A 23,550-nucleotide genomic window follows, 5' to 3' on the forward strand; every position below is an offset into this window, starting at 1 on the left:
AGGAAACCATGACGAAGCGTCGGATGATCGCGCTGGGCGGGTCCACTCTGCTGCCGTTGACCGGGCTCGTCCTGGCCGTGGTCGGCTCGGCCGTGACGGCGGCGGTGGAGACGATGGCGCACCACCCGGTGGGCGCCGCGCCGCGCCGCCGCTGAGACCTCACGGGTGAGCGGCATGACGACGTCGGCGGCCGTGCACGTGCTGAACCGCGCGGGCGTGTTCCGCGCCTGGTTGCGTACCGTCACGGTGGCGGAGTTCCTCGGCTTCCTGGCGCCGGCCTTCGCGGGTGCGCTGCTGGCCGACGCGGACGCCGCCGTGGCGATGCCCGTCATCCTGGCCGCGGGCGCCGTCGAGGGCGCCGTGCTGGGCACCGGCCAGGCCCTCGTGTTGCGCTGGGCACTGCCGCGGTTCCCCCGGCGCCGCTGGGTCGCCGTGACGGCCGTTGCCGCGGTGGTCGCGTACCTGATCGGCATGTCGCCGTCGACCTTCTCCGGGGTCTGGCAGAGCTGGCCCGTGGCGGTGACCGCCGCCGTGGCGGTGCTGCTCGGCCTGCTGCTGCTGTGCTCGATCGGGATCGCCCAGTGGACCGTGCTGCGCCGCTTCATCGGCCACGCGGGCTGGTGGATCGCCGCCACCGCCGTCGCCTGGCTCGCCGGGCTGGCGGCGTTCCTGCTCGTCACCATGCCGCTCTGGCACCCGGGGCAGGCGATGATCCTCGTCGTCGCCGTCGGGATCGCCGGCGGTCTCGTCATGGCCGCGACGATGGCGGCCGTCACCGGTGCGGCGGTGCGACGCCTGTTGCCGTAGGGCCGCACCGTGCGGGCCCATCGGCCCTGTCCGGCCCGCGTACGCGGTGGAAAGCCTGGAATCATGACGCAGACGACGACGGTACCCACCCCGGTCGACGAACGGCGTCCCCCCGTCGAACTCTTCCGGGATCTGCGGACCGGTCCCGCCGGGCTCGGCACGAGGGAGGCCGCCCGGCGGCTGACCGTGTACGGCCCGAACGAACTCTCCCGCCGGGAGCGGCGACGCTGGCCCCGCGAGCTGCTGGCCCAGTTCACCCAGCCGCTCGCCGTGCTGCTCATGGTGGCCGCTGGGCTGGCGTGGCTCGGCGGCACCTCCGCGCTCGCGCTGGCCGTGGTGGCGGTGATCCTGCTGAACGCGGCGTTCGCCTTCGCGCAGGAGATGCAGGCGGAGCGGGCCGTCGAGGCGCTGGCGGCGTACCTGCCGGTGTCGGCGCGGGTGCTGCGCGACGGGGCGCTGTGCGACGTGCCGGCCCGGGAGCTCGTGCCCGGCGACGTCATGGTGGTCGCGGAGGGGGACCGCATCTGCGCCGACGGCCGGCTGGTGGACGGCGCGCTGTCGGTCGACCTGTCGGCGCTCAACGGCGAATCGGTGCCGGCGACGCGGTCGGCGGACGCGGAGGTCGTGGCCGGCCCGCTGCTGGAGGCCCGCGAGATGCTGTTCAGCGGTACCGTCTGCACCGCGGGGGAGGGCCGGGCGGTGGTCACCCGCACCGGCATGCACACCGAGATCGGCCGGATCGCCGCGCTCTCGCAGCGCGGCCGGGGCGAGCCCAGCCCGCTCGAGCGCCAGGTACGCCGGGCCACCTGGATCATCGCCGTCGTGGCGGTCGCCGCCGGGGTCGCGTTCCTGCCGATCGGGGTGGTGGCCGGGCTCGGCTGGGCCGCGGCCATCAGCTTCTCGATCGGGCTGATCGTGGCCAACGTGCCCGAGGGCCTGCTGCCGACCATCACGCTCGCCCTCGCCGTCGGCGTGCGGGAGCTGGCCCGCGTCGGCGCCGTCGTGAAGCGGCTGTCCGCAGTGGAGACGCTCGGCTCGACGGCGGTCATCTGCACCGACAAGACGGGGACTCTGACCGAGAACCGCATGCGGGTGGCCCGGGTGTGGCTCTACGGATCCGAGATGGACGCCGCTACCGCGCGCGGCGACGGGCGGGCGCGCGAGCTGGCCACGGCCGCGGCCCGCTGCACGACGGCCCGGGTGGCGGGGGACGGCGCTCCGCACGACACCGGCGATCCGATGGAGCTGGCGCTGCTGCGTTTCGCGGACCAGCTCTCCGTGCCGGTGCACGCCGCCGAGCGCGACGCCGAGCGCACCTTCCTGTACGCGTTCGACAGCCGTCTCAAGCGCATGTCCACCGTGGACGGCGCACGGGTGCACACCAAGGGAGCCGTGGAATCCGTGCTGCCGCTGTGCGACCGGGTCGTCGGCCGGGACGGGCGCAGCGTGCCGCTCTCCGCCGAGGTGCGGACGGGTTTGCAGGCCGCGGTCGACCGGTATGCCGCCGCCGGCCTGCGGGTGCTCTCCGTGGCCTACGGTTTCGTCGGCGCCGGCCGTACGGCGCCCGAGCGCGACCACGCGGAGACCGGCCTCACGCTGCTCGGGCTGCTGGCGCTGGCCGACCCGCTGCGCGCCGGGGTGGCCGGAGCCGTGAACAGCGCCCACCGGGCCGGGATCCGTATCCACGTCATCAGCGGCGACTACGGGCCCACGGCGGCCGAGATCGCCCGGCAGGCCGGCATCGGCGGCGGCCGCGTCGTCACCGGCACGGAGCTGGAGGCGATGAGCGAGGCGGAGCTCGACCGGCTGCTCGGCGGGACCGAGGAGATCGTCTTCGCCCGCTCCACGCCGGAGGGCAAGCTGCGCATCTGCGAGGCGCTGCGGGCGGCCGGGAGCATCGTGGCGATGACCGGCGACGGGGTCAACGACGCCCCGGCCCTGCGGCACGCCGACATCGGCGTCGCCATGGGCCGCTCGGGCACGGACGTCGCCCGGGAGGCCGCCACGATGGTGCTCACCGACGACAACTTCGCCACCATCGTGCGGGCGGTGCACGCCGGGCGGCGCGTCTTCGACAACGTCCGCAAGTTCGTGCTGTACATCTTCGCGCACGCCGTACCGGAGGTCGTGCCGTTCCTGATCTTCGCGCTCTCCGGCGGGGCCGTGCCGCTGCCGCTGACCGTGCTGCAGATCCTCGCCATCGACCTGGGCACCGAGACGCTGCCCGCGCTGGCGCTGGGCCGCGAGCCGGCGGAACCGGGGCTGATGCGCCGGCCGCCGCGCTCGCCGGGGGCCGGTGTCATCGACCGCCGGCTCCTGCTGCGCGCCTGGGGGCTGCTGGGCGTCGTGTCGGCGGTCCTGGTCATGGCGGGGTTCTTCTGGTCGCTGTGGCGGGCCGGCTGGCAGCCCGGCGCGGCGACGGGACCGAGCTCCGCGTTGCACGGCGCCTACCGCGAGGCCACCACCATGACGTTCGCGGGCATCGTCGCCTGCCAGATCGGTACGGCCTTCGCCGCCCGCACCGACCGCGCCTCGCTGCGCTCGATCGGGCTGTTCACCAACCGGCTGCTGCTGGGCGGGATCGCGTTCGAACTGGTCTTCGCCGCGGCCGTCATCTACCTGCCGCCGCTGCAGGCGCTGTTCGGGACCGCGTCGCTGGGCCCGGCGCACCTGGCCTTCCTGGCCCCGTTCCCGCTGCTGGTGTGGGGAGTGGACGAGCTGTACCGCCGGCGCCGGGCGGAACGGTGGACGTCATGAGGGCCGGTGCGGCGGCTGCATGTAGCCGGCGTGGTCGAGCAGCTGGGTGCCCCACGTCAGCAGCACCATCGTGATGAAGGCGCCGAGGAGCAGCTGCCCGAGGGGCGTGTCGCCGAGGACGATCGTGACGACGCCGAGCACCAGCGCAGCGCCGGCGAAGCCGATCTCCACCCGGCCGATCAGCGTCCGGACGGTGATCCCGCCGGCCACCACGAACACACCGGCTGCGACCGCCAGCGACAGCGCCGCCATGGTCGCCACGTTCGCGACGTACGGCGCCCGGCCGCGGACCAGGAGCGTCGCGTACGGCGTCAGGATCACTCCCATCATCAGCGCGGCGACGGCGTCGCGCAGGCTCAGCCTCATGACCGCCATCCCTTCCGGGTGTCCCCTTCCAGCCTGCTCCGGGCCCGCGTCCGCGGTAAAGGGCCGGAGGTCCCCGGAGGTTGAAGTACGACATGTGTTTCGGGTATTATTGGTCGTACATCGAGGGGGAGTACCCGAGCTCGACGCGGCGTCGTCAGTACGGAACCGGCCATCCGGGTCCCGGCGCCGCGGCCACCGCCGGTGGTCCGGGGAGACCGTCGACCATGTGCCGCGCAAGCCCCTGCCCGGGGTCGCGGCCGGTCGGAGGGAGTCCCGTGTCCGCACCCTGGTGGGCCTGGCTGGCGGTGCTGGTCGCCGTCGCGCTCATGCTGGCGATCGACCTGTTCCTGCACCGCGACAACCACGTCGTGGAATTCCGCGAGGCCGCCGTCTGGTCCGCCGTGTGGATCGCCGCCGGGCTGGCCTTCGGTGGCTTGCTCTGGCTGTGGCAGGGCGGTGAGGTCGCCGGCACGTACTACGCCGGGTACCTGATCGAGAAGGCGCTGTCCATCGACAACGTCTTCGTCTTCGCCCTCATCTTCACCGCGTTCGCCGTCCCGGCCGGTGTGCAGCACAAGGTGCTGTTCTGGGGCGTGGTCGGCGCGCTGGTCTTCCGGCTCGTGTTCATCTTCGTCGGCGCGGAGCTGCTCGAGACGGTCTTCTGGACGGCGTACGTGTTCGGCGCTTTCCTCGTCTACACCGGATACAAGATGGCCTTCCGGCACGGCGAGCAGACACCACCGCACCAGAACCCGGTGGTACGCCTCGTCCGCCGGATCGTGCCGACCGACCCGGCGTACCACGGCGCTCGGTTCTTCACCCGCATCGACGGCAAGCGGGTGGCCACCCTGCTGTTCGTCGTGCTCGTCGCGGTCGAGGCCACCGACCTGATCTTCGCCGTCGACTCGGTGGCGGCGATCCTCGCCATCACGACCAGCACGTTCCTCGTCTGGACCGCCAACGCGTTCGCCATCCTCGGCCTGCGCAGCCTCTACTTCTGCCTCGCCGGGCTGCTGCGGCGGTTCGTGCACCTGCACTACGGGCTGGCGGTGCTGCTGGTCTTCGCCGGCGTCAAGCTGATCCTCTCCGAGACGCCGGTCGGCAAGCTGCCCGTCCCGCTCACGCTCGGGGTCATCGTCGCCACCATCGGCGCCTCTATCGCCTGGAGCCTGCTCTCCACCCGCCCCGCCCGCCGATCGACATCCATCCGTACGTGAAGGAGGAAGCCCGATGCCGTCCACCGTCCCGTTCGCCGCCGTACCGGCCCCGGCGCAGGTCACCGCCCTGCAGCAGGTCCGCGACTACCCCGCCATCTCGGTGCTGCTCAGCACCACCCCGGCGGCCGAGCTGCACACCGCCGATGCCCTGCGCCTGGACGCTCTGGCCGGCCAGGCCGTGGCGCGGGTCCGTGCCGAGCTCCAGCCCGCCGCGGCCGCCCCGGCGGTGCGCCGCCTCGCCGCCCTGGTCGAGCAGGCCCGCCGCGGCCCGGCGGGACGCGCCCTCGCCCTGTACGCCAGCGCGTCCTGCGAGGCGCTGCTCCGGCTGCCGATCGGCGTACGCGACCGTGCCGTCGTCGACCCCACCTTCGCCACCCGCGACCTGGTCCGGTCCCTGCACCGGACCCCGCGTCACCTCGTGCTGGCGCTCAACACCCGGCAGGCCCGGCTGTTCGACGCCGCCGCCGACAGCCTCCTGCCGGCGCTGACCTCCGCCTTCCCCCTGCACGCCCCGGCCCGCACACCGGCCCGGGGCAGGGGTCGCGCCGACCGGCCCGCACGCGACTCGGATCCGCTGGAGTTCTATCGCCAGGTCGATGCGGCGCTGGGCGCGTACGCCCGGGTCCACCCGGCGCCGCTGGTGCTGGTCGGCGACGAGCGGGCCACGGCCGCCTTCCGCCGGATATCGGTCAACTGCGCCCGGCTCGCCGGCACCGTCCGCGGCAACCTCACCGCGGCCGCCCCCGCCGAGCTGACCTCCCGCATCCGGGCGGTGCTCGACGCGTACCTGCACCGCCGTGAGCGCGACGCGCTCGCCCTCATCGAGCAGCGCACCGCGGCCGGCCGGGTCTACTCCGGCATGCCCGCCGCGTGGCGGGCCGCCCGGAGCCAGCGCCCGGAGATGCTCGCGGTCGACGAGACGCTGTACTACCCGGCCAGGATCGGCGACGACGGCGACACCCTCGTGCCGGCGGCCGACGTGGACCACCCCGACGTCATCGACGACGCGGTCGACGACCTCATCGAGCTGGTGCTGCTGCGCGGCGGCTGGATCGCGTTCACCACGCCCGGCGTGCTCGACCGGCACCACGGCGTCGCCCTGACCGTCCGGCGGTGACGCGGTCCTCGCGTAGGATGGGAGCCCGTGCCGGATTGGACGTTCCTCACCAACCATGCCCACGTGCTGCTCTGTGTGGCCCGCGACCCCGGCCTCCGGCACCGGGACCTGGCCGCCCAGGTCGGCATCACCGAACGGGCGGCGCAGCGCATCGTCGCGGATCTCGTCGAGGCCGGCTACCTGACCAGCACCCGCGACGGCCGTCGCAACCGGTACGAGCTGCATCGCGAGCTGCCGCTGCGGCACCCGCTCGAACGCGAGCACCAGATCGGCGAGATCCTGGCCGTGCTCGAGGGCAAGCCCGCGCCGCCCACGGCGTAGCCGGCCGTGGCGCGGGCTTGCCGGGACAGCGCGACGCCGGGCCCGCGGGGTGCGGGCCCGGCGTCACCGTACGGCTCAGCTTCCGGCGACCTCGCGGACGATGGCCACCGTGCAGGCCGACTGCCGCAGCAGGTGCTGGCTCACCGAGCCGAGCAGCATCCCGCGGAACGCGCCGCGGCCCCGCGTGCCCACCACGAGCAGCTGCGCGGTGGTGCTCGCCGCGGCCAGGGCGTGGGCGGGGTGGTCCACGACGGCCTCCGCGCTGACCTTCACCTGCGGGTACTTCTCCTGCCATGCGGCGACCAGCTCGTCGAAGGGACGGCGTTCCTCGGCCGTGACCGCGCGGCTGACCAGCGGGCTGTCCTCCCAGATGCCGGAGACGGGCCGCCAGGCGTGGATGACCCGGACGGGCACGCCGCGCTCGGCCGCCTGGTCGAGGGCGAAGGTCAGGGCGAGCTGGGCGCAGGGCGAGTCGTCGACGCCGACCACCACGGGCCCGGTGGGCTCGGTGTGGCCCCGTACGACGATGACCGGGCAGTGGGCGTGGGCGCTGACCGCCACGCTGACCGAGCCCAGCATGCCCGTCACCGCGCTGTGGCCCTGGCTGCCCAGCACGATCAGGCTGGCCTCGGCGGAGCGGTCGATGAGGGTGAGGGCGGCGCTGGCGTTGACGATGGACACCTCGGTGCGCACCTGCGGATGGGTCTGCCGGGCCTTGACCACGGCGTCCTGCAGCGTGCCCTTGATGGCGCGGTCGGTCTCACCGTCGGGCCAGACCGCGGGGGACGGCACCGTGGACGCCGCCGGCGCCCAGGTCGGCCACTCGTACGCGTAGAAGAACTCCACCAGCGCACCGGTGCGGGCCGCCTCGTCCAGCGCCCACGCCGCGGCGGCACGGGCCTCCGGAGAGCGGTCGTAACCGACGATGATCTTCTTGGCGGTCATGGGACTCTCCCTTCTCCCCCCATCGTCACGCCGGTCGATGGGGGGTGACAGGGCGGCAGGTCCCGGACCGGTGGGCCCTGTGGCCCACCGGTCCGTACCGCTTCATCGGAAGCTGACGGTCACCGCCCGGTGGACCGGCCGGTGGCCGGCGTGCACCGTGAGGGTCCGCGTCTGCGCCGAGTACGACCACGCCGAGCGGGCGAGGACGCGGCCGTCGACGCGTACGGTGCGCGGCGCGTCCGCCCCGGTGAACGCGACCGTCCAGTCCCGCTCGCCCACCCGACCGGGGTAGCCGCCGCGGAGCGGCCCGGCCACCAGCGTGTGCGAGCCGTCCCGGTACGCCAGCGCAGTCGTGGCGTGGCGGGCGTGGTTCGTGCCGTCGTCCTCGTACAGCTCGGCGCGCCCGTCGTCGCCGGTCGCGACGGTGACGGTGGCCGCGTCCAGCGGGTGACCCGCGTCGGTGCCGACGTCGTTCGTCCGGGTCACCACGATGCCGCCGGAGCGCACGAACACCGGCATGGTGTCCAGCGTGGTGGTGATGTCGGCGCTGGTGCCGCCCTGGTACGTCACCCCGGTGAAGTAGTCGGTCCAGGTGCTGCCCGGCGGGAACCACACCCGCGTGGTCGCGCCGGCGCCCGGCTCGGTGACGGGTGCGACCAGCATGTCGGGGCCGTACAGGTACTCGGCGCCGGCGGTCGCGTACGCCTCCTGCTCGCCCGGGTACGCCAGGTACAGCGGCCGCGCCATCGGCAGCCCGTCGCGCGTGGCCTGGGCGGCCGCGGTGTACGTGTACGGCATCAGCCGCTCCCGCAACCGCAGGAACTCGGCGGCGGAGGCGTTCGCGGCCGGGCCGTACTGCCACGGCAGCCGGTCGCTGTGGTTGGAGTGCAGGCGGTCGATCGGCTGGAACGTGCCCAGCTGCACCCAGCGGGCGTACAGATCGTCGGGCAGCTTGGTGCTGCCCGGCTCGCTGCCGGGCTCCTGCAGGCCGCGGGTGTGCCCGCCGATGTCATGGCTGACCGCGGCCAGCCCGGTCGCCGCGGACTCGCCCGGCGCGTAGCCGACCTCGTAGCGCAGCGTCTCCCAGTTGGACACGGTGTCACCGGTGAAGTGCAGCGTGGTCCGCTTGTCCGCCCACGGCCCGGTGGGCACGGAGGTCGGGTTGGCGTAGCCGCCCGCCTGCAGCGAACCGTACGCCCGGGAGAAGGCGAAGCCGTTCTCGGCCGCATAGTTCAGGTTGATCCACGCGTCCGGCGTCACGCCGGCCAGGGTGGACCTGGAGTCCTCGCAGCACCAGTCCAGCCACCAGAAGTCGATGCCCAGGTCCTGCAGGTCCTTGTGCAGCCCGAAGTACGCGGCCAGCTGGTCCGGGTCGCCCCAGTCGAACGTGTAGCAGTCGGCGCCGCTGTTGCAGCCGGTGCGCTGCAGCTTTCCCTTGGCGGTCTCCTGCGCGGCGGGGAACTTCGGATCGTTACCGAGGATGCTCGGGTGCACGTTCCACGTGGTACGCAGGCCCTGCGCGTGGAGCCAGTCGAGGAACGCTTTCGGGTCGGGGAACCGGGACGGGTCGATCTCCCACCCGTTCCACTTGTTGGCGGCCTTGAAGTCGGTGTCCACGACCAGCACGTCCAGGGGAACGTTCTCGCTGCGGAACCGCTCGACGATGTTCTGGAAGTCGGCCGCGGTCCGGTCGTAGTACTCCGAGTACCACACGCCGTACGTCCAGCGCGGCAGCAGCTTCGTCGGGCCGGTGAGCACGGACAGCTCCCGCAGCGCGCGGGCGTAGTCCTGGCCGTACGCGAAGACGTACCCGTCCTGGTAGCCGCCGGTGTGGGCGGGCTTCTGGGTGACCTTGCTGGTCTTCGGGTCGAACAGCGCCGACGCGGTGTCGTCGAGCAGCGACCAGCCGTCGGTGTAGAGCAGGCCGGGCGCGGTGAGCGCGCCGCCGTCCACGTTGTCCAGCGAGCGGCGGTAACCGCCCAGCGGGGCGTGCGGGGCGAGCAGCGGCGCCCCGGCGGTGGTCAGCGCGACGGTGTCGACGTTGACGTTGCAGCTGTCGTCGGTGGGGCAGCCCAGCGTGACCGTGTTGGTCCCGGCCGCGAGCGTGACGGGCGTGCTGACCGTACGCCAGTAGTCCCAGCCGCTGGTGGTCGGCAGCTCCACCGAGGTGGCCGCAGCGGAACCGACCTGGACGGACATCGTGCGGGTACGGGCCGGCTGCGCGCCCGGACGCGAGTTGGCGTAGCGCAACTGCAGCCTGTACTCGCCCGCGGCCGGCACGCCGGTGACCGTGAGCGTGTCGCTCGCGCCGGTGCGCTCGAGCCCGGCGAGGAAGCCCTCACCCGAGTAACCGTTGTGGTCGCGGGCGAGCCGCGCGCCGCCGGCCAGGGCGCCGGTGTCCGCCTCGCAGAGCGTCCCGAAGGCGCATTCCTGCGCAGCCGGCGGAACAGGCTGCGGGTACGCGTCGCCGGGGCGGACGAGGGCGACGCTGTCGATGTTGACGTGACCGGAGTCGGCCGGGTCGCGCCGCACCGCGATCTCGTGACGTCCCGCGGTCAGGGTGACGGCGGTGCCGGCCTGCTTCCACGTGTCCCACGAGCCGGTGCTGGGCAGGGACAGCTGGGCCGCCGAGGCGCCGTCGACCGCGACGGTGAGCGTCCGCGTGACGTCCTTGCCGTCGCCGCCGGTGCTGTTGGCGTAGCGGGCGTCGTACTCGTAGGTCCCGGCGGTGGGGACCGTGACGGTGAAGGTCAGCGAGTCGTCGGCGCCCTCGAACCCGGCCACGAATCCCTGGCCGGTGTAGCCACGGTGGTCGGTGGCGACGCCGAGCCCGCGCAGGGCCCCGGCTTCGGCCTCGCACAGCGCGCCGACCGCACAGTTCGGCGGGGTGTGCCCGGCCCAGGGTGCGGCCTGGACGACCTGCCGGCCGGACGTCAGCCGTACCGTGAGGTTGTCGTCGGTGAACGGCCCGGACCCGACCCGGTAGCGCATGGTGACGGATCCGGTGTCGATGGTCAGCCAGCCGTCGCGGGTCCGGCTCGTGAAGCGCGGCGCCGGGAAGCCGGTACGGTGCACCGCGTTGAAGGTGCCGGCATCGACGAAGCGCGAGTCGCCGGCGTACTCGGTGCGGATCAGCGTCGGCGACAGCACCTGGAAGCGGGCGTTCCCGGAGACGACTGTGGAGCGGTCGGCGCCGGCGTGGGTGGCTTGCGCCGGCGATGAGGGAACGAGAAGGGTGGCCGGTCCGGCTAGCAGGACCGCCGCCGCGGCGACGATCCGCCGGGTGGGGGCGCCATGGCGCATGGTGTTTCCTTCCGTGCGATATCCGTCGATGCATGAACGGACGTGCTCACTCTTGTTGCTGGAAGGTTTCTTGACAATGCCCTCGAGGGCACATTCCCCGGTTTTTGCGGGCCGGATGTCCCGGCACGCCGAGGGGGACTTTCGGCTCTACTGACCTTCGCCGGGCCCGGCCGACCCTGGGCCGAAACGGAGGGAGACAGACCATGGCAGGCACGTTGAGCCCCTGGCCGCTGACCAAGCAGGGGGCCAAGGAACACCCCGTACCCACGTTGCAGTACCTGCTGCGGGCGCGCGGCCACAGCGTCGCGGTGGACGGCATCTTCGGACCGAAGACCGACGCCGCGGTGCGCTCGTTCCAGCGGGACGCCGGCCTCGCGGTCGACGGCATCGTCGGCCCGCACACCTGGAGCGCCCTGATCATCCAGGTACGCCGCGGCTCCGAGGGCGACGCCGTCCGTGGCGTGCAGGAGGAATTCCAGTTCCGCAACCTCTCCGGCGACCCGTCGAAGGGCCTCGCGGTCGACGGCGTCTTCGGACCGAAGACGGAGGCCGCCGTACGAGGCTTCCAGAGCGCGCTGCACGCCGACATCCCGTCCGTGACCGTCGACGGCATCGTCGGCCCGATGACCTGGCAGGCCCTGATCAGCGGCATGCTCTCGTTCTGAGCCGGACGGCGCGGGGATGAGAAGCCGGCTCCTGTCCGCCGCCGCGTGCTGCGCGGTGGCGGCGGGATCTCTGTCACCGCAGGCGCCGGCGGCCGCCGCCGGGCCCGCACGCATCACCACGGTGGTACGGGACGCCCGGACGGGAGTCCCGGTCCCCGGCGTGACCGTGCACGCGATCGCCGCCCAGGACCGGTTCGCCGACCTGTGGGGCGCCCGGGCGAGCTCCGACGGCGCCGGGATCGCCACCTTCGACGGGCTGACGCCGGGCCGGTACTCGTTCTTCGTCCAGCCCGGCGACGCCGAGCACGGCATGCAGTGGCTCGGCGTACGCGGCGGCACCGGCGACCGGGACGCCGCGCTCGTGGTGGACGCGCCGGCCGCCGGGGTGCTCACCCTGCCGGACGTGCGGCTCGACCCGGCGGGGACAGTGACGGGGACGCTGACCGAAGCGGCCACCGGTGCCCCGGTCACGGCCCAGGTCTCGGTGGCCTCCATGGATCCGCTGTGGCAGGAGACCACCCCGAACGTCGTCGGCGCGGGCCGCTACACCTTCCCGGCGCTCGGACCGTACGGATGGAAGCTGTTCGTCATGCCCGACGGCACGGCGGGCCCCACCGGCCGGGTCGCGGCGCAATGGTCCGGCGGCGCCACCGACCGCCGCCGCGCCCACCGCATCCGGGTCGTCGCCGGGCGCACCACCGTGGCCGACCAGCGGCTGCGCGTGGGCACGGTCGTCTCCGGCAACGCCGTCGGCGGCACCCCGGACCAGCCGGTGACCGGCCCGGTGTACGCCCTCCACGCCGGCACCCACGAGATCATGGCGGTCAGCGACACCCCGGACAGCACCCGCTACGTCGTACGCCTGCTGCCGGGCCAGCGGGTGAAGCTGTGCATCGGCCGCACCTGGTGCTACCCGGGCGGTGCCGACCTCGACCACGCGACGGCGATCCCGATCGGCCGGCGTCCGTTGGTGGTCGACTTCCCGGGGCTGGGCGGTCCAGTGCCGCAACTGTCACGTGCCGGGCCTGTGCTGTGACCCTCGCTCAGGACGCGACGGCCGCCGCCCCGCTGGTGATCTCCGACAGGAAGGCGGCCATGAAGCGGTCGGTGACCTCGGGGTGCCGCGCCGAGACGAGGTTGCCGTCGATCACCAGGTCCGCCGTCGACCGCCCGGCGAACTCGACGATGCCGCCGGCGTTCTCGACATCGCACACGATGTTGTGGGCGCACGTCACCCGGCGGCCGCGGATCAGGTCCGGATCCGCGCAGAACAACCACAGCGAGTGGCAGATCGTCCCGATCCGCAGGTCCGGCGTGGCCACCGCCCGGCGGAGGAACTCCACCGCGGGCGCTCCGTTGCGTGCGCCGGGACCGGCGATCTCCGTCTGGTAACGCAACCGGTCCATCGCGTACGCGCCGATCAGGATGATCCCGGCGTAGTCGGCGGGATCGGCCGTGGCCACCTCGGCCGTCACCGTGACGTGCTCCTCGACGGTGCCGTCGTCGGGGTTGCTGCCGAACGTCAGCTGCGGCTGTCCCCACAGGTGCGACAGGTACTCGACTTCGAAGCCCTGCTCGGGGAAGTAGCGGTTGAACGCGCGGTACTCGGTCTGGTCGAAGTGGTCCTCGATCAGGACACCGATCTTCATGACTGTCCCCTTCAGTTCCGGAGCCACTCGGCGGCCCGCTCGCCGATGACGAAGCAGGTGAGGTTCGGGTTGGCGCTGACGTGGGCGGGCATCACCGAGGCGTCCGCCACGCTCAGGCCGTCCAGGCCGTGCACCGCGAGGTGCTGGTCCACCACGGCGTCCGGATCGCCGGAGCCGCCCATCCGGCAGGTGCCGACCGGGTGCCACAGCGTCGCGGAGTGCTGCTTGACGTACCTCAGCAGCGCCTCGTCGTCGTCCAGCTGCCGCTCGGTGAGCGTGTCCGCGAGACCCGCGGAGAGCTCGGCGATCGGTTTCGACGTCGCGATCTCCCAGCACAACCGGACGCCGTCGAGGGCAACCTTGCGGTCGCTCGCCTCGCCGTACGAGTTGAGGACGATGTCCGGCTGAATGTGCGGGTCCGTCGTGGTGAGCGAGACCCGTCCCCGGCAGTCCGGCTTCTGCAGCACGCTCATCACGCTGATCGGCCGGTGGGTGATGGGTACGTACCGGCTGACGAAGTACAGCTGCATGTTGTTGAACTGCTCGGTGCCCGGCGCGGTGTAGCGGGCGAGCACTTGGACGTCCGGGTCGGTGGGCTGGGCGACGCCGTCCTTGGGAATGATCCCCACCGTGATCTGCTGATGTTCGATGAGGTTCGCGCCGACGCCCGGGCGATCCAGCACGACCGGGATGCCCAGCTCCTCCAGCTGCGCCGGTGGGCCGACCCCGGAGCGGAGCAGGATCGCCGGCGTGTTGATCGCGCCGGCCGACAGCGTGACGTGGCGGGCGTGCACCTTCTGCAGCACGCCGTCGACCTCGGCCTCCACGCCGACAACCCGGGTTCCCTCGAACAGCACCCGGTGCACCAGCGTGTTCGGCCGGACGGTCAGGTTCAGCCGGTTGCGGGCCCGGCTCAGGTACGACACGGCCGTCGAGACGCGCAGCCCGCCGCGCCGGTTCATCGGGATGGGGCCGACACCGGTGCTGGTGGGATCGTTGTGGTCCGCCACGTAGCCGAAGCCGTGGTCCAGGCAGGCGTCCAGGAACGATTTCTGCAACGGTACGAGTTCGTCGTGCTTGAACCGCACGACCGGGGTCGGTCCGTTCCTGCCGTGCAACGGGCCCTCGATGTCCTGGTCGTTCTCGATCCTGAGGTAGTACGGCAGGACGTGGTCCCACGACCAGTCGTCGTTGCCGAGCCCGGACCACTCGGCGAAGTCGGCGGGCAGGCCGCGCAGCGCGATGGCCCCGTTGACCGCGGAACAGCCGCCGGTGACCTTGCCGCGGGCGTACTCGATGGTCCGGCCGGGAACCGCCTCGGCGCGGTAGCCCCAGTCGTGGTCGACGACCGACACCGTCGCCGCTGAGGCGAGATCCGACGGGAGCAGGTCGAGGTCCGGGAAGTCGGGGCCCGCCTCCAGCAGCAGCACCGAACAGCCCGGGTCCTCCGACAGCCGGGTGGCGAGAACGGTGCCGGCGGAACCGGATCCGACGACGATGTGGTCGTAGTTCACGAGGCACTCCCGGCGAGCTCCTGGTCGAGCTCGCTGGCCGTCAGCTCCTCGGCCACCTGGCCCTGGGCGCCGGTGACCGTCAGCTGGAAGTCGCGGTGCTGCTTGGCGGTCGCGAGGTAGCGGACCGCCTCCGGGTCGAGGTAGACGAGGTCACCCGCCTCCAGGACGACGGTCCGGGCCCCGGCGTCGAGCGCCTCGTCGACCTGGCCGCGAAACACGCCGACCTGTGCCGCGCTGAGCGATCCGGCCAGCGAGATCCGCGCGACGCCGTCCGAGACGCCGAGCGTGTCCGCGCTGAACGTGCAGCTCGCGGGCGCGAGACGGACGCGGATCTGCTGGGGCTCGGTGCTGTGCGGAAGCGTCACCGTGAGCGCCTCGGCGTCGAAGTCGGCGTGCTCGTGGCCGTTGATCCAGACCTGCATGATCTTGTGGGTCTTCGGCGGCAGCAGGTCCGGCGCGACGCGCAGAACCCCGCCGAAGGCTCCGGGCCCGGGGGAGAAGAAGAGGTCCATCGGGTGTTGCCGGCTCTCCAGATCGGAGTACACGGCGGCGAGATAGCACAGCTCGGCGCTGTGGTACATGGCCATCGAGTGGGAGCCCTTGCTGCGCTCACCGCCGAGCATGAACGGGTTCCCGTTCGCCAGCACGTTGAAGTAGACGCCGCCGGCCTGGGTGTCGAGCATCCAGGCGTTGTAGAACGCGGAACTCTCCCGGGCGTACTTCGCGTACAGCGGATCGCCGTAGACGGCGTTGAGGATCTGGTAGGCGAGAATGCCCTGCTCCTGCTGCCACCACGCCTTGCGGTCGTGCCAGACCAGCCGGTGGAAACGCTGCCCCGGACCGGTGTGCCGCTCCATCATGTCGTACCAGCCACCGCGCTGCGGATCCATGCCGACCCCCGGCATCAGCCCCGCGATCTTCTTCGCGAACGCCACGTACTCCGCCTTGGGCCGTAGGTTGTTCACCCGGGTCAGATTCCACGCGATCTTGAGGTTGTGCCCGATGATGGCGCGGTCCTGCTGCTGGCCGTAGTGGCGGTCCGGGCTCCAGTCGCCGAAGAACTTCTCCTGGACGAACGGGCTGCTGTCGTAGTCCGGGAAGTGCTCGGTGATCTGGTCGCACAACGACTCCAGCTCGTCGGCGTACTGCTGCTCGCCGGTGGCCAGGAAGAGGTTGATCAGGTACGCCGGGATGTGGTCGCCGACCGAGTTCCAGTTCTTGCGGTCGCGGTTGGACCGGATCCCGTCGTCCAGCGCCGGGCTCAGCGGGTCGAACGTGACCGGGTCGATGTGCGAGTAGTAGCCCCGGCGCGGCGTACCGTCCGGATAGCTGGTCTTGTCCTCGAAGTAGCGATGGAACATCGCGATCGTCATGTCGATGATCTCGCGCAGCTTCGGGTCGCCGGTGATCCGGTACACCTGGGTGAGCCCGGCGAGCGCGTAGATCTGCTCGTAGCACGGGATCGCGTCGAAGTCGTCGCCGAACTCCGAGGCGAAGACCTTCACCTCGGTCCCGTCCGGGCGCAGCACGAGCGCGTGGTACCAGTAGGCGATCTGCTCGGTGCGGTCGACGAAACAGAGGTGGTCGATGAGGTACCGCGCACCGGCCACCGCGGCGTCGCGGTACCGGGGATCACCGTGCATCAGGTAAGCGGTCGCCAGGCCGTACACCAGTCTCGAGATGGTGTCGGTCTCCTGGCGCATGGTGGAGGTCTTGGCGCCTTCCATGGTCAGGTCGGTCGTGTAGGCGCGGTAGTCGAACGTCGTCGACCCGATGCCGAACTCACTGTCCAGATAGAAGTCGGCGAGCCTGCGGATCTGCTGGCTCCACCAACTCGGCGACTCGAACTTGAGCTCGTCGGCCGCCTTGCCGAACAGCAGCACGTGCTTGGCCTCGAAGGCGGTTCCCGCCTCGGAGTCGGACGGATAGAACACGCCGTACGCGTGCAGCAGCCGGCCGTGCTCCAGCATCCCGGGCAGCTGCGCGGTGGCGTCGACGTACGCGTCGCCCAGGTTGCGCAGCATCTCGGCGGTGGTGGTCGGGGTGAGCTGCACGACGAACGGCCGCCCGTCGGAGGTGTTCATCTCGAAGCGCCCGTTCTCCGGGTCGGCGCTGATGACGTACCCGGCGACGAGGTCGGAGAACGTGAAGTCGAGGTTGTTCGGCACAGTGCCCTCTTTCAGCGGGTCCGCTCAGGCGGACGGACGGGAGACCAGGACGATGACGCTGCGTCCGGGAGCGGTGCAGGTCGCGGTCTCCACGACCGGCTCGGCGCCCGGCTCGGCCACGTCGGCGCCGGTGGGCAGCGACGTGTCGACCGCCCGTGCCCAGACGACTCCCGGCAGAGCCGGAAGCTCGAAGTCCAGCGGCGCCCAGTACATGTTCGCGATGATGTGCAGATCGGCGTCGCCGTCGACCCCGCTCAGGGTGCAGGCGAGCGCGCGTGCGTCGGGGTCGTTCCAGCACGGCTGGTCGAGCCGGGTGCCGTGCCAGGCGACGCTGGGCCGGTCGTACGTCGGTTGCCGCAGGCTCGGATGGGCCTGCCGGAAGGCGATCATGCGCCGCCAGAACGCCAGCAGCTCCGCGTTCGTCTCGACCAGCGACCAGTCCAGCCAGCTGATCTCGTTGTCCTGGCAGTACGCATTGTTGTTGCCCTGCTGGGTGCGGCCGATCTCGTCGCCGGCCACCAGCATGGGCACACCGCGCGACAGCAGGAGGAGGCCGGCGAAGTTCTTCATCTGGCGTACCCGCAACGCCTGGATCTCCGGGTCGTCGGTGGGTCCCTCGGCGCCGCAGTTCCAGCTGGCGTTGTCGTCGTTGCCGTCGCGGTTGCCCTCACCGTTGGCCTCGTTGTGCTTGCCGTCGTACGACACCAGGTCGGCGAGCGTGAAACCGTCGTGACAGGTGATGAAGTTGATGCTGTTGATCGGCCGGTGCCCGCGCGGCTGGTAGAGGTCGGCGCTGCCGGTCAGCCGGGTCGCCACGTCGCCGACGATTCCGGGATCCCCTTTGACGAAGCGGCGCATCGTGTCCCGGAACCGGCCGTTCCACTCGGCCCAGCGGTACCCGGGGTAGCGGCCCACCTCGTACGCGCCGGCGGCGTCCCAGGCCTCAGCGATGATCTTCGTGTCGGCGAGCGTCTCGGACAGCTCGATCTGCCACACCACGGGCGGCTCGTCGAGCACCTCGCCGCGGGCGCCGCGGGTGAGCACGGCGGCCTCGTCGAACCGGAAGCCGTCGACGTGCATCTCCCGTACCCAGTACTCCAGGCAGTCCACGATCATCTTCGTGACGATCGGGTGGTTCGCCATCAGCGTGTTGCCGCAGCCCGAGTAGTCGTAGTAGAACCTGGGATCACCGGGGTCGAGGTAGTAGTAGTTCGGGTTGTCCAGCCCGGCGAAGGAGAACAGCGGCCCGAGCTGATTGCCCTCGTCGGTGTGGTTGAAGACCACGTCGAGGATCACCTCGATGCCGGCCGCGTGCAGGGCCTTGACCATGTCGCGGAACTCCCGCACGTGACCACCGGCCTCGGGCGCCACGCAGTAGCCCGCGTGCGGGGCGAAGTACGCGGCGGTGCTGTAGCCCCAGTAGTTCGTGTGCCCGTCGCTGTCGTCGAAGTCGAAGACCGGCAGCACCTCGACCGCGGTCACGCCGAGCTCCTGCAGGTACGGGATCTTCTCCACCACCGCCGCGAACGTGCCGGGCTGCCGGACCCCCGAGGACGGCGAACGCGTGAAACCACCGACGTGGGTCTCGTAGATGACGAGGTCCTCCATCGGCCGGCGCAGCGGCTCGTCACCCTCCCAGTCGTAGCCGCCGGTGTCCACGACCACCGAGCGCAGTGACAGCGTCGTGTTGTCGCCGGGCCGGCAGGCTGCCCCCCGATCCCACAGCGTGCGGCTGATCCCTCGCGCGTACGGATCGATGAGCACCTTGTCCGGGTCGAAACGCATGCCCGGGACGTCGGCCGGGCCGAAGACCCGCAACCCGTAGAACGCAGGAGCCCGGAGCCCCTCGACCCGCACGTGCCACACGGCGAAGGTCCGGTTCTCCTCCGGATCGAGCGTGATGATCTGGTACGGCTCCGGCGAGTCGTGCCGCTCGAAGAGCAACAGCTGCATCGCGGTGGCGTGCTCGGAGAAGACGGCGAAGTTCACCCCGCTGTCGTCCGGCCGGGCACCCAGCGGATGATGCCTTCCCCGGGAGGTGCGGTGGAGCCCGGAATCGACCGGGCTCGGCTGCCACCCCGCAGCTTGCACGCTCATCGTGACCTCCTCGGGCGAGCACGACCGACCGTAGCAACGCCATCACGTTCCGTTTCGGCGTTTCGGGTATTCGGCCGCGGACCGGCCCGCGTGCATACCGTGAGCGCATGGAACTGTGGCTTGTACGCGACGTGCCGGCGTGGCTGGTGGGAACCGTGTTGATCATCGCGCTGCCCGCCGTCACCCTCGGCCTGGACCGGCTGATCCGCCGTACCCTGCCGCACAAACGGCTGGGGCCGCACAACGAGGTCACCGGCGTCATCGTCTCGGTCGTCGGCGTGGCGTACGCGATCGTCATCGGGCTCTGCGTGGTCTCCCTCTGGGAGGGCTACACCGACGCGAAGGACAACTCCCGCGACGAGGCCGCCAACCTGGCCGCCCTCATCCCGGCCGGCGCTGTCTTCGGCCCCGCGACCCAGCAGAAGATCACCGACGACGTCATCCGCTACGAGAGCGACATCGTCGCCGACTGGCACACCCGCCGTGAACAGGGCCCCGAGCGCCGGCGCACCGCCGACCTGGACGAACTGACGGCCACCGTCGGCGCGCTCCAAGCCACCACGGAGGCACAGCGAGCCTTCGTCCTCGACGCCGTCGAACGCATCGGCCGGGCGGAGGCGTACCACCACGACTCGGATGCCGAGGCGGACGACCAGCGGATGTCCGACGTGATGTGGCTCGGTGTGCTGCTGTCCACGGCTGTCATCATCGCGATGAGCCTGTTCTTCGGGCTCGACGACAACATGCTGCGCCGCATCCTGCTGGTCCTGTGCAGCGCCGTGATCGCCACCAATCTGTTCCTCATCATCGAGATGAACTACCCGTACTTCGGGTCCTTCGCGGTGACCCCCGACGCGTACGAGCAGGTCATCGCCGACCTGCGGACAGGCAGGTAGCGGCCCGGATCCGCCGGCGACCCGATGGGGACCACCGATCACCCATCGACCACACCCGGGGATCTAAGGCCGCGGCCTCTGCCGCGCCGATCCGGAGCGGGCCGGTGGTTTCACCTTCCCGTTCGTCGAGGGCCCGGTCGCCGATTGCTACGCCCGGGTCCGGACTTGCGTGGCCGCGACGGCTGATCAGCCGGGCCGTCGACGGCACCGGGGCTGGAGAATGACACCGACGGCGCCGCAGGCCGGGACGACGCAGGTGGTGGCCATTGCGACGCCGTGATCTGCGCTGCGGTGACGGGTGGGGTGGGCGAGATCTGGTCGAGCAAGCGTTGGGCCATAGAGGCGTCGATCTCGAGGTCAGCGCTGATACGGATATCGGCGGCGGTCGCCAGGTCCACGACGTCGTCGCTGGTGATCGCTTCAGCTCCGAGAGTGCTCAGCCGCCGCGCGAACTCCTGCATGTCGATCATCTGCAGCCTCATCCTCGGGTTGCTATTGATCCACCGTAACCCCCGCCTCGGTCGGCGGTTCCCCAACCACCGCCCGGGCCGCCGCTGCCGACAGCGATGCCAGCTGCTCGGCGATCCCCTCTCTCCGGCGAACCCATCCGGCGAACCCATCGCGCACGGAGACCGGCAGGGCCGTCACACTCTGCGCAACCCATGCCGGCCCGCGACTCGCGGAACTGCCGAGATGTGCGCACCCGATCACGGCGGCAGCGCGTGCGGGCCGTGGGGCACTGGTCGCCGGGATCGCCCTCGTGCCACCATGGTGCGCCATGGATCATCAGGGGCGGTTTCGTGATGCGGTGCTCGCGTCGGGCATCCCGGACGACGAGGTCAGCCGGTTCATCGAGCACCTCCGTTTGTCGATCCGGTTGAGCGGGGGATCCGGCGGTGTGCCGGTCGGGCAGTTCGGCGGGTTGCCCCGGCTGCCGGTGGGTATGGACTGGCCGTCCGACGGGGTCAGTCCGTTGCCGTTCATCTTCTCGGTCGACTGACGAGTGAGTGGGTGTCGCTCGCTCGCTTTCCCGTGGACAACGAGTTCTATTACCGAAGTGCCGGAGGTTTCGTGATCCGTCACGACGACCTGGCCGCTGGCCGGCTGCATGAGGCGCTTTCCGTGGCTGAGTCGATCCCATAGAACAGCGGCAACGCCGGATACGGCCACAATCGGCGGCGATGCCGACGATGCCGACGTCAGATGCTGGGTCCGCTATTGCCGATGACATTGAGTCCCGACGAAGCGGTCGCCTGGCGCTGGCCGCGAGGCAGGACCGGAATCTATGGGCCATGGCGGTTCCTCCTCAAGAGCTGCCGGTCGTCGAGCCCTGGATGCCCGTCATCCAGAACTCGAACACTCAGCTGGAGGCGTACTGGGTGGGGGTTTGGTCGTAGCGCTTGCGGAAGGCGCGGATGAAGTGGCTACTGTCGGCGAACTGCCACCGGGCCGCGACCTCAGAAACCGTGTAGCCGGCAGTCAGGGCTCTCCGTGCCTCCTCCAGGCGGCGGCGCCGGATGTAGCCGGCCGTCGTCTCCCCGGTGGCGGCGAAGGCGCGGCTCAGCGTGCGTACGGAAACGTGCAACTCGCGTGCCAGCAGCCCGGGCGTCAGCTCGTGGTCGGTGAGCCGGTGGTCGGCAAGCTCGCGGGCAGCCCGTGCCAGGGCGGGTGCCAGGGTGGGCTGGGTGTCGTCGACGTATTGGCGTACGACGCCCCGGGCGAGCTCGATCAGCGCGTTCCGGGCCGCCGACAAGCCGGCGACCTCCAGGTCTTCGACCGTGTCGTGCAGCAAGCTCGCGTGCGCCAGCAGGAGCCGCACCTCGGGTGCGGTGGCCGGTCCGGCCACCGGCGTGTCACCGTGGTGGGCGCCGATCTCGGCGATCGGGATCCCGATCGTCCGCCCGGCGGTTTGTGGGTCTGCGTCGAAGCCGACCAGGCCGCCGGCGCGATGGATCATGAACTGGCCGACCCGGACCGGGAGCACCGCACGGTCGTAGCGCAACGTCCAGGTACCGCGGCGCACCGCGTACAACCGGAGCTCCGTTTCGTCCTCCGGAAAGGTCTGCGCTCGCATCCCCGTCGGGGTGTGGAAGTCCGTGACCACAACATCCCGTGCTCGTGCGTCACGGCTACGAACACGCGTGCCGACGGCCGCACCCTGATCGGCTGCCGGCGGCGGCGCGCAGCCGTGCGCCCGCGCCGTCGTGCCGACCTGCCCGGGTCGTTCCGCATGCTGGCGGGAAGCGTTCATTCACCCATCGAACCACCTGTCCCGGAAGTCCCACCGGCTGGCTCGCCTGTCCAAGCGACGCAGGATGTGCGCTCGTAAGTTAGGCGGGCAAGCCAGCCGGCAACGAGGAATGGCGGGGAAATGGCGGCCACAAGACACGTGACGATTGTCGGGGGTGGGCTGGGCGGCCTGGCTCTGGCCCGCATCCTGCACCTGCACGGGATCCCTTCGACGGTTTACGAGCTTGACGCGTCGTCGCGGGCCCGCGACGCGGGCGGCACGCTCGGCCTGAACGCGGACTCAGGCCAGCGAGCGCTCGCCGACGCCGCCCTGTTCGAGGAGTTTCGCTCGATCTCGCGGGACGCAGGGGAGACGACACGCCTTCTCGACAAGTTCGGGACCGTACATTTCGACCTGGCGTACGAGGGCGGTGCCGGCGTACGGCCCGAAGTGGACCGCGGCGACCTGAGGCGCCTGCTGGTCGAATCGCTACCCGAGGGTGTGATCCGCTGGAACACGAAGGTGACCTCGGTGACGAGGCCGGGCGGCGGGCGGACGGAGCTCGCCTTGGGCAACGGTGAGATCGTGGAGGCCGAGGTCCTGGTGGGCGCCGACGGCTCCTGGTCGAAGGTGCGCCCGCTGCTGACGGACGCCGTTCCCCACTACTCCGGCGTGTCCTTCGTCGAGGATCTTCTGTCTGATGTCGATGCGACGCATCGCGAGGCGGCGAACCTGGTCGGGCCGGGGTCGATGTACGCCTTCGCGGAAGGCCACGGGATCATCGCCCAGCGCAACGGTGGCGGCATGATCAGAACGTATTTCGCGGTCCAGAGCGACGAGAACTGGGCCCGCAATCTCGTGGATCCCACCGACCCGGCCGGCACTCGCCAGCGGCTGTTGGAGATCTTCCACGACTTCGCGCCCGGCCTCCGCGCGCTGATCGGCGAGGGTGAGGGGCCCCTGGTTCCGCGCCCGATAAACGCTTCTCCGGTGGGGCTGAGGTGGGCACGGACCGCCGGCGTGACCGTGCTCGGCGACGCGGCGCATGTGATGTCCCCGTTCGCCGGGCAGGGAGCGAACCTCGCGCTGCTCGACGCCGCGGAACTCGGCGCCGCGTTGGCGGAACACTCCGACGTGGAATCCGCGCTCACCGCGTACGAAACAGCGATGTTCTCCCGTGCCGAGGCGGCCGGCCGGGCGTCGGCGGACAATCTCGTCGCCAGCTTCGCCCCCGATGCGCCGCAACAACTGGTCGACCAGGCCAGGACCTGGATGCAGCGAAAGGCCGAACGCGACGGCCCTGCCTAGACGATTGATTCCTGGTTCGACGTCTCAGCGGAAGGCGCCGATGGTGCGTGCGGCCCACTCGGCGAAGGGCCGCGGGGGACGGTTCAGCACCTCCGTCACGTCCGGGCTGATTCACTGCTCGCGTCCGATGGTGTGCAGCGCGGCGTGCGACGCCGCCCCCGGCCGTGTGCCTACGGCTTGTGAGGATTGC

At 71.3% G+C, this 23,550-nt stretch carries 20 protein-coding genes; 11 read left to right on the top strand and 9 right to left on the bottom strand.

Annotated features, from left to right (window positions below):
• Positions 1 to 8 precede the first annotated feature (8 nt).
• The 3 genes from AB0K03_RS06240 (at position 9) to AB0K03_RS06250 (ending at position 3,564) form a co-directional block, all read left to right on the top strand.
• Complete coding sequence (locus AB0K03_RS06240) at positions 9 to 155, top strand: hypothetical protein (protein WP_364681264.1); 147 nt, start codon at positions 9 to 11, stop codon at positions 153 to 155.
• Positions 156 to 174: 19 nt separating this feature from the next.
• Positions 175 to 807 (top strand): hypothetical protein, encoded by a 633-nt coding sequence (locus tag AB0K03_RS06245; protein ID WP_364681267.1) that lies wholly within the window; start codon positions 175 to 177, stop codon positions 805 to 807.
• Positions 808 to 870: 63 nt separating this feature from the next.
• Positions 871 to 3,564 carry a cation-transporting P-type ATPase gene (locus AB0K03_RS06250; RefSeq protein WP_364681270.1) on the top strand — a complete coding sequence of 898 codons (2,694 nt, stop codon included), beginning with the start codon at positions 871 to 873 and terminating at the stop codon, positions 3,562 to 3,564.
• Here AB0K03_RS06250 and AB0K03_RS06255 read toward each other — a convergent pair.
• Complete coding sequence (locus AB0K03_RS06255; RefSeq protein WP_364681272.1) at positions 3,559 to 3,930, bottom strand: hypothetical protein; 372 nt, start codon at positions 3,928 to 3,930, stop codon at positions 3,559 to 3,561. The two genes, AB0K03_RS06250 and AB0K03_RS06255, sit on opposite strands and share 6 nt — an antisense overlap.
• Before the next feature lie 275 nt (positions 3,931 to 4,205).
• Between AB0K03_RS06255 and AB0K03_RS06260 the strand changes: the two genes are divergently transcribed.
• The 3 genes from AB0K03_RS06260 to AB0K03_RS06270 are packed head-to-tail and all read left to right on the top strand — an operon-like array spanning position 4,206 to position 6,585.
• The gene (locus tag AB0K03_RS06260; RefSeq protein WP_364681275.1) at positions 4,206 to 5,147 is read left to right on the top strand and encodes a TerC family protein; all 942 of its coding nucleotides are present in this window, start codon (positions 4,206 to 4,208) and stop codon (positions 5,145 to 5,147) included.
• A gap of 13 nt (positions 5,148 to 5,160) precedes the next feature.
• Positions 5,161 to 6,264 (top strand): hypothetical protein, encoded by a 1,104-nt coding sequence (locus AB0K03_RS06265; protein ID WP_364681277.1) that lies wholly within the window; start codon positions 5,161 to 5,163, stop codon positions 6,262 to 6,264.
• Between the two features lie 27 nt (positions 6,265 to 6,291).
• Entirely contained in the window at positions 6,292 to 6,585 is a 294-nt protein-coding gene (locus tag AB0K03_RS06270) for a winged helix-turn-helix domain-containing protein (RefSeq protein ID WP_364681280.1), read from the top strand.
• 75 nt (positions 6,586 to 6,660) lie between these two features.
• Here the strand turns inward: AB0K03_RS06270 and AB0K03_RS06275 are convergent, their stop codons facing one another.
• Complete coding sequence (locus AB0K03_RS06275; protein ID WP_364681283.1) at positions 6,661 to 7,530, bottom strand: universal stress protein; 870 nt, start codon at positions 7,528 to 7,530, stop codon at positions 6,661 to 6,663.
• A gap of 102 nt (positions 7,531 to 7,632) precedes the next feature.
• Positions 7,633 to 10,833 carry a TIM-barrel domain-containing protein gene (locus AB0K03_RS06280; RefSeq protein WP_364681286.1) on the bottom strand — a complete coding sequence of 1,067 codons (3,201 nt, stop codon included), beginning with the start codon at positions 10,831 to 10,833 and terminating at the stop codon, positions 7,633 to 7,635.
• A 203-nt stretch (positions 10,834 to 11,036) separates the two neighbouring features.
• On the opposite strand from AB0K03_RS06280, the gene AB0K03_RS06285 reads away from it, so the two are divergent.
• Both AB0K03_RS06285 and AB0K03_RS06290 read left to right on the top strand, forming a co-directional pair.
• Complete coding sequence (locus AB0K03_RS06285; RefSeq protein ID WP_364681289.1) at positions 11,037 to 11,498, top strand: peptidoglycan-binding protein; 462 nt, start codon at positions 11,037 to 11,039, stop codon at positions 11,496 to 11,498.
• Positions 11,499 to 11,514: 16 nt separating this feature from the next.
• Positions 11,515 to 12,534: a carboxypeptidase-like regulatory domain-containing protein gene (locus AB0K03_RS06290; protein WP_364681291.1), complete on the top strand. Its 1,020-nt coding sequence runs from the start codon at positions 11,515 to 11,517 to the stop codon at positions 12,532 to 12,534.
• Positions 12,535 to 12,541: 7 nt separating this feature from the next.
• On the opposite strand, the gene AB0K03_RS06295 is transcribed toward AB0K03_RS06290, so the two are convergent.
• Genes AB0K03_RS06295 through glgX form a run of 4 tightly spaced genes read right to left on the bottom strand, consistent with a single transcriptional unit; the run spans position 12,542 to position 18,926 of the window.
• Positions 12,542 to 13,147: a DJ-1/PfpI family protein gene (locus AB0K03_RS06295; protein WP_364681294.1), complete on the bottom strand. Its 606-nt coding sequence runs from the start codon at positions 13,145 to 13,147 to the stop codon at positions 12,542 to 12,544.
• Positions 13,148 to 13,158: 11 nt separating this feature from the next.
• Entirely contained in the window at positions 13,159 to 14,661 is a 1,503-nt protein-coding gene (locus tag AB0K03_RS06300) for a GMC family oxidoreductase N-terminal domain-containing protein (protein ID WP_364681297.1), read from the bottom strand.
• Positions 14,658 to 16,829 (bottom strand): AGE family epimerase/isomerase, encoded by a 2,172-nt coding sequence (locus tag AB0K03_RS06305; RefSeq protein WP_364681300.1) that lies wholly within the window; start codon positions 16,827 to 16,829, stop codon positions 14,658 to 14,660. The genes AB0K03_RS06300 and AB0K03_RS06305 overlap by 4 nt, the downstream gene beginning before the upstream one ends.
• 24 nt (positions 16,830 to 16,853) lie before the next feature.
• Positions 16,854 to 18,926, bottom strand: a complete 2,073-nt coding sequence (glgX, locus tag AB0K03_RS06310; protein ID WP_364681302.1) for a glycogen debranching protein GlgX — start codon at positions 18,924 to 18,926, stop codon at positions 16,854 to 16,856.
• A gap of 107 nt (positions 18,927 to 19,033) precedes the next feature.
• On the opposite strand from glgX, the gene AB0K03_RS06315 reads away from it, so the two are divergent.
• A complete protein-coding gene (locus AB0K03_RS06315) occupies positions 19,034 to 19,822 on the top strand; it encodes a hypothetical protein (protein ID WP_364681304.1) in 789 nt (262 codons plus the stop codon).
• A 110-nt stretch (positions 19,823 to 19,932) separates the two neighbouring features.
• On the opposite strand, the gene AB0K03_RS06320 is transcribed toward AB0K03_RS06315, so the two are convergent.
• Entirely contained in the window at positions 19,933 to 20,304 is a 372-nt protein-coding gene (locus AB0K03_RS06320) for a hypothetical protein (RefSeq protein WP_364681307.1), read from the bottom strand.
• Positions 20,305 to 20,600: 296 nt separating this feature from the next.
• On the opposite strand from AB0K03_RS06320, the gene AB0K03_RS06325 reads away from it, so the two are divergent.
• Positions 20,601 to 20,822 carry a hypothetical protein gene (locus AB0K03_RS06325; protein ID WP_364681310.1) on the top strand — a complete coding sequence of 74 codons (222 nt, stop codon included), beginning with the start codon at positions 20,601 to 20,603 and terminating at the stop codon, positions 20,820 to 20,822.
• Positions 20,823 to 21,182: 360 nt separating this feature from the next.
• Here the strand turns inward: AB0K03_RS06325 and AB0K03_RS06330 are convergent, their stop codons facing one another.
• On the bottom strand, positions 21,183 to 21,845 hold the full coding sequence (locus AB0K03_RS06330; RefSeq protein ID WP_364681312.1) for a helix-turn-helix domain-containing protein: 663 nt from the start codon (positions 21,843 to 21,845) through the stop codon (positions 21,183 to 21,185).
• 366 nt (positions 21,846 to 22,211) lie between these two features.
• Here AB0K03_RS06330 and AB0K03_RS06335 point away from each other — a divergent pair, with 366 nt between their 5' ends.
• The gene (locus AB0K03_RS06335) at positions 22,212 to 23,360 is read left to right on the top strand and encodes an FAD-dependent monooxygenase (RefSeq protein WP_364681315.1); all 1,149 of its coding nucleotides are present in this window, start codon (positions 22,212 to 22,214) and stop codon (positions 23,358 to 23,360) included.
• The last annotated feature ends 190 nt before the right edge of the window (positions 23,361 to 23,550 follow it).

This window comes from Actinoplanes sp. NPDC049316 (assembly GCF_040677315.1).
Lineage (GTDB): Bacteria > Actinomycetota > Actinomycetes > Mycobacteriales > Micromonosporaceae > Actinoplanes.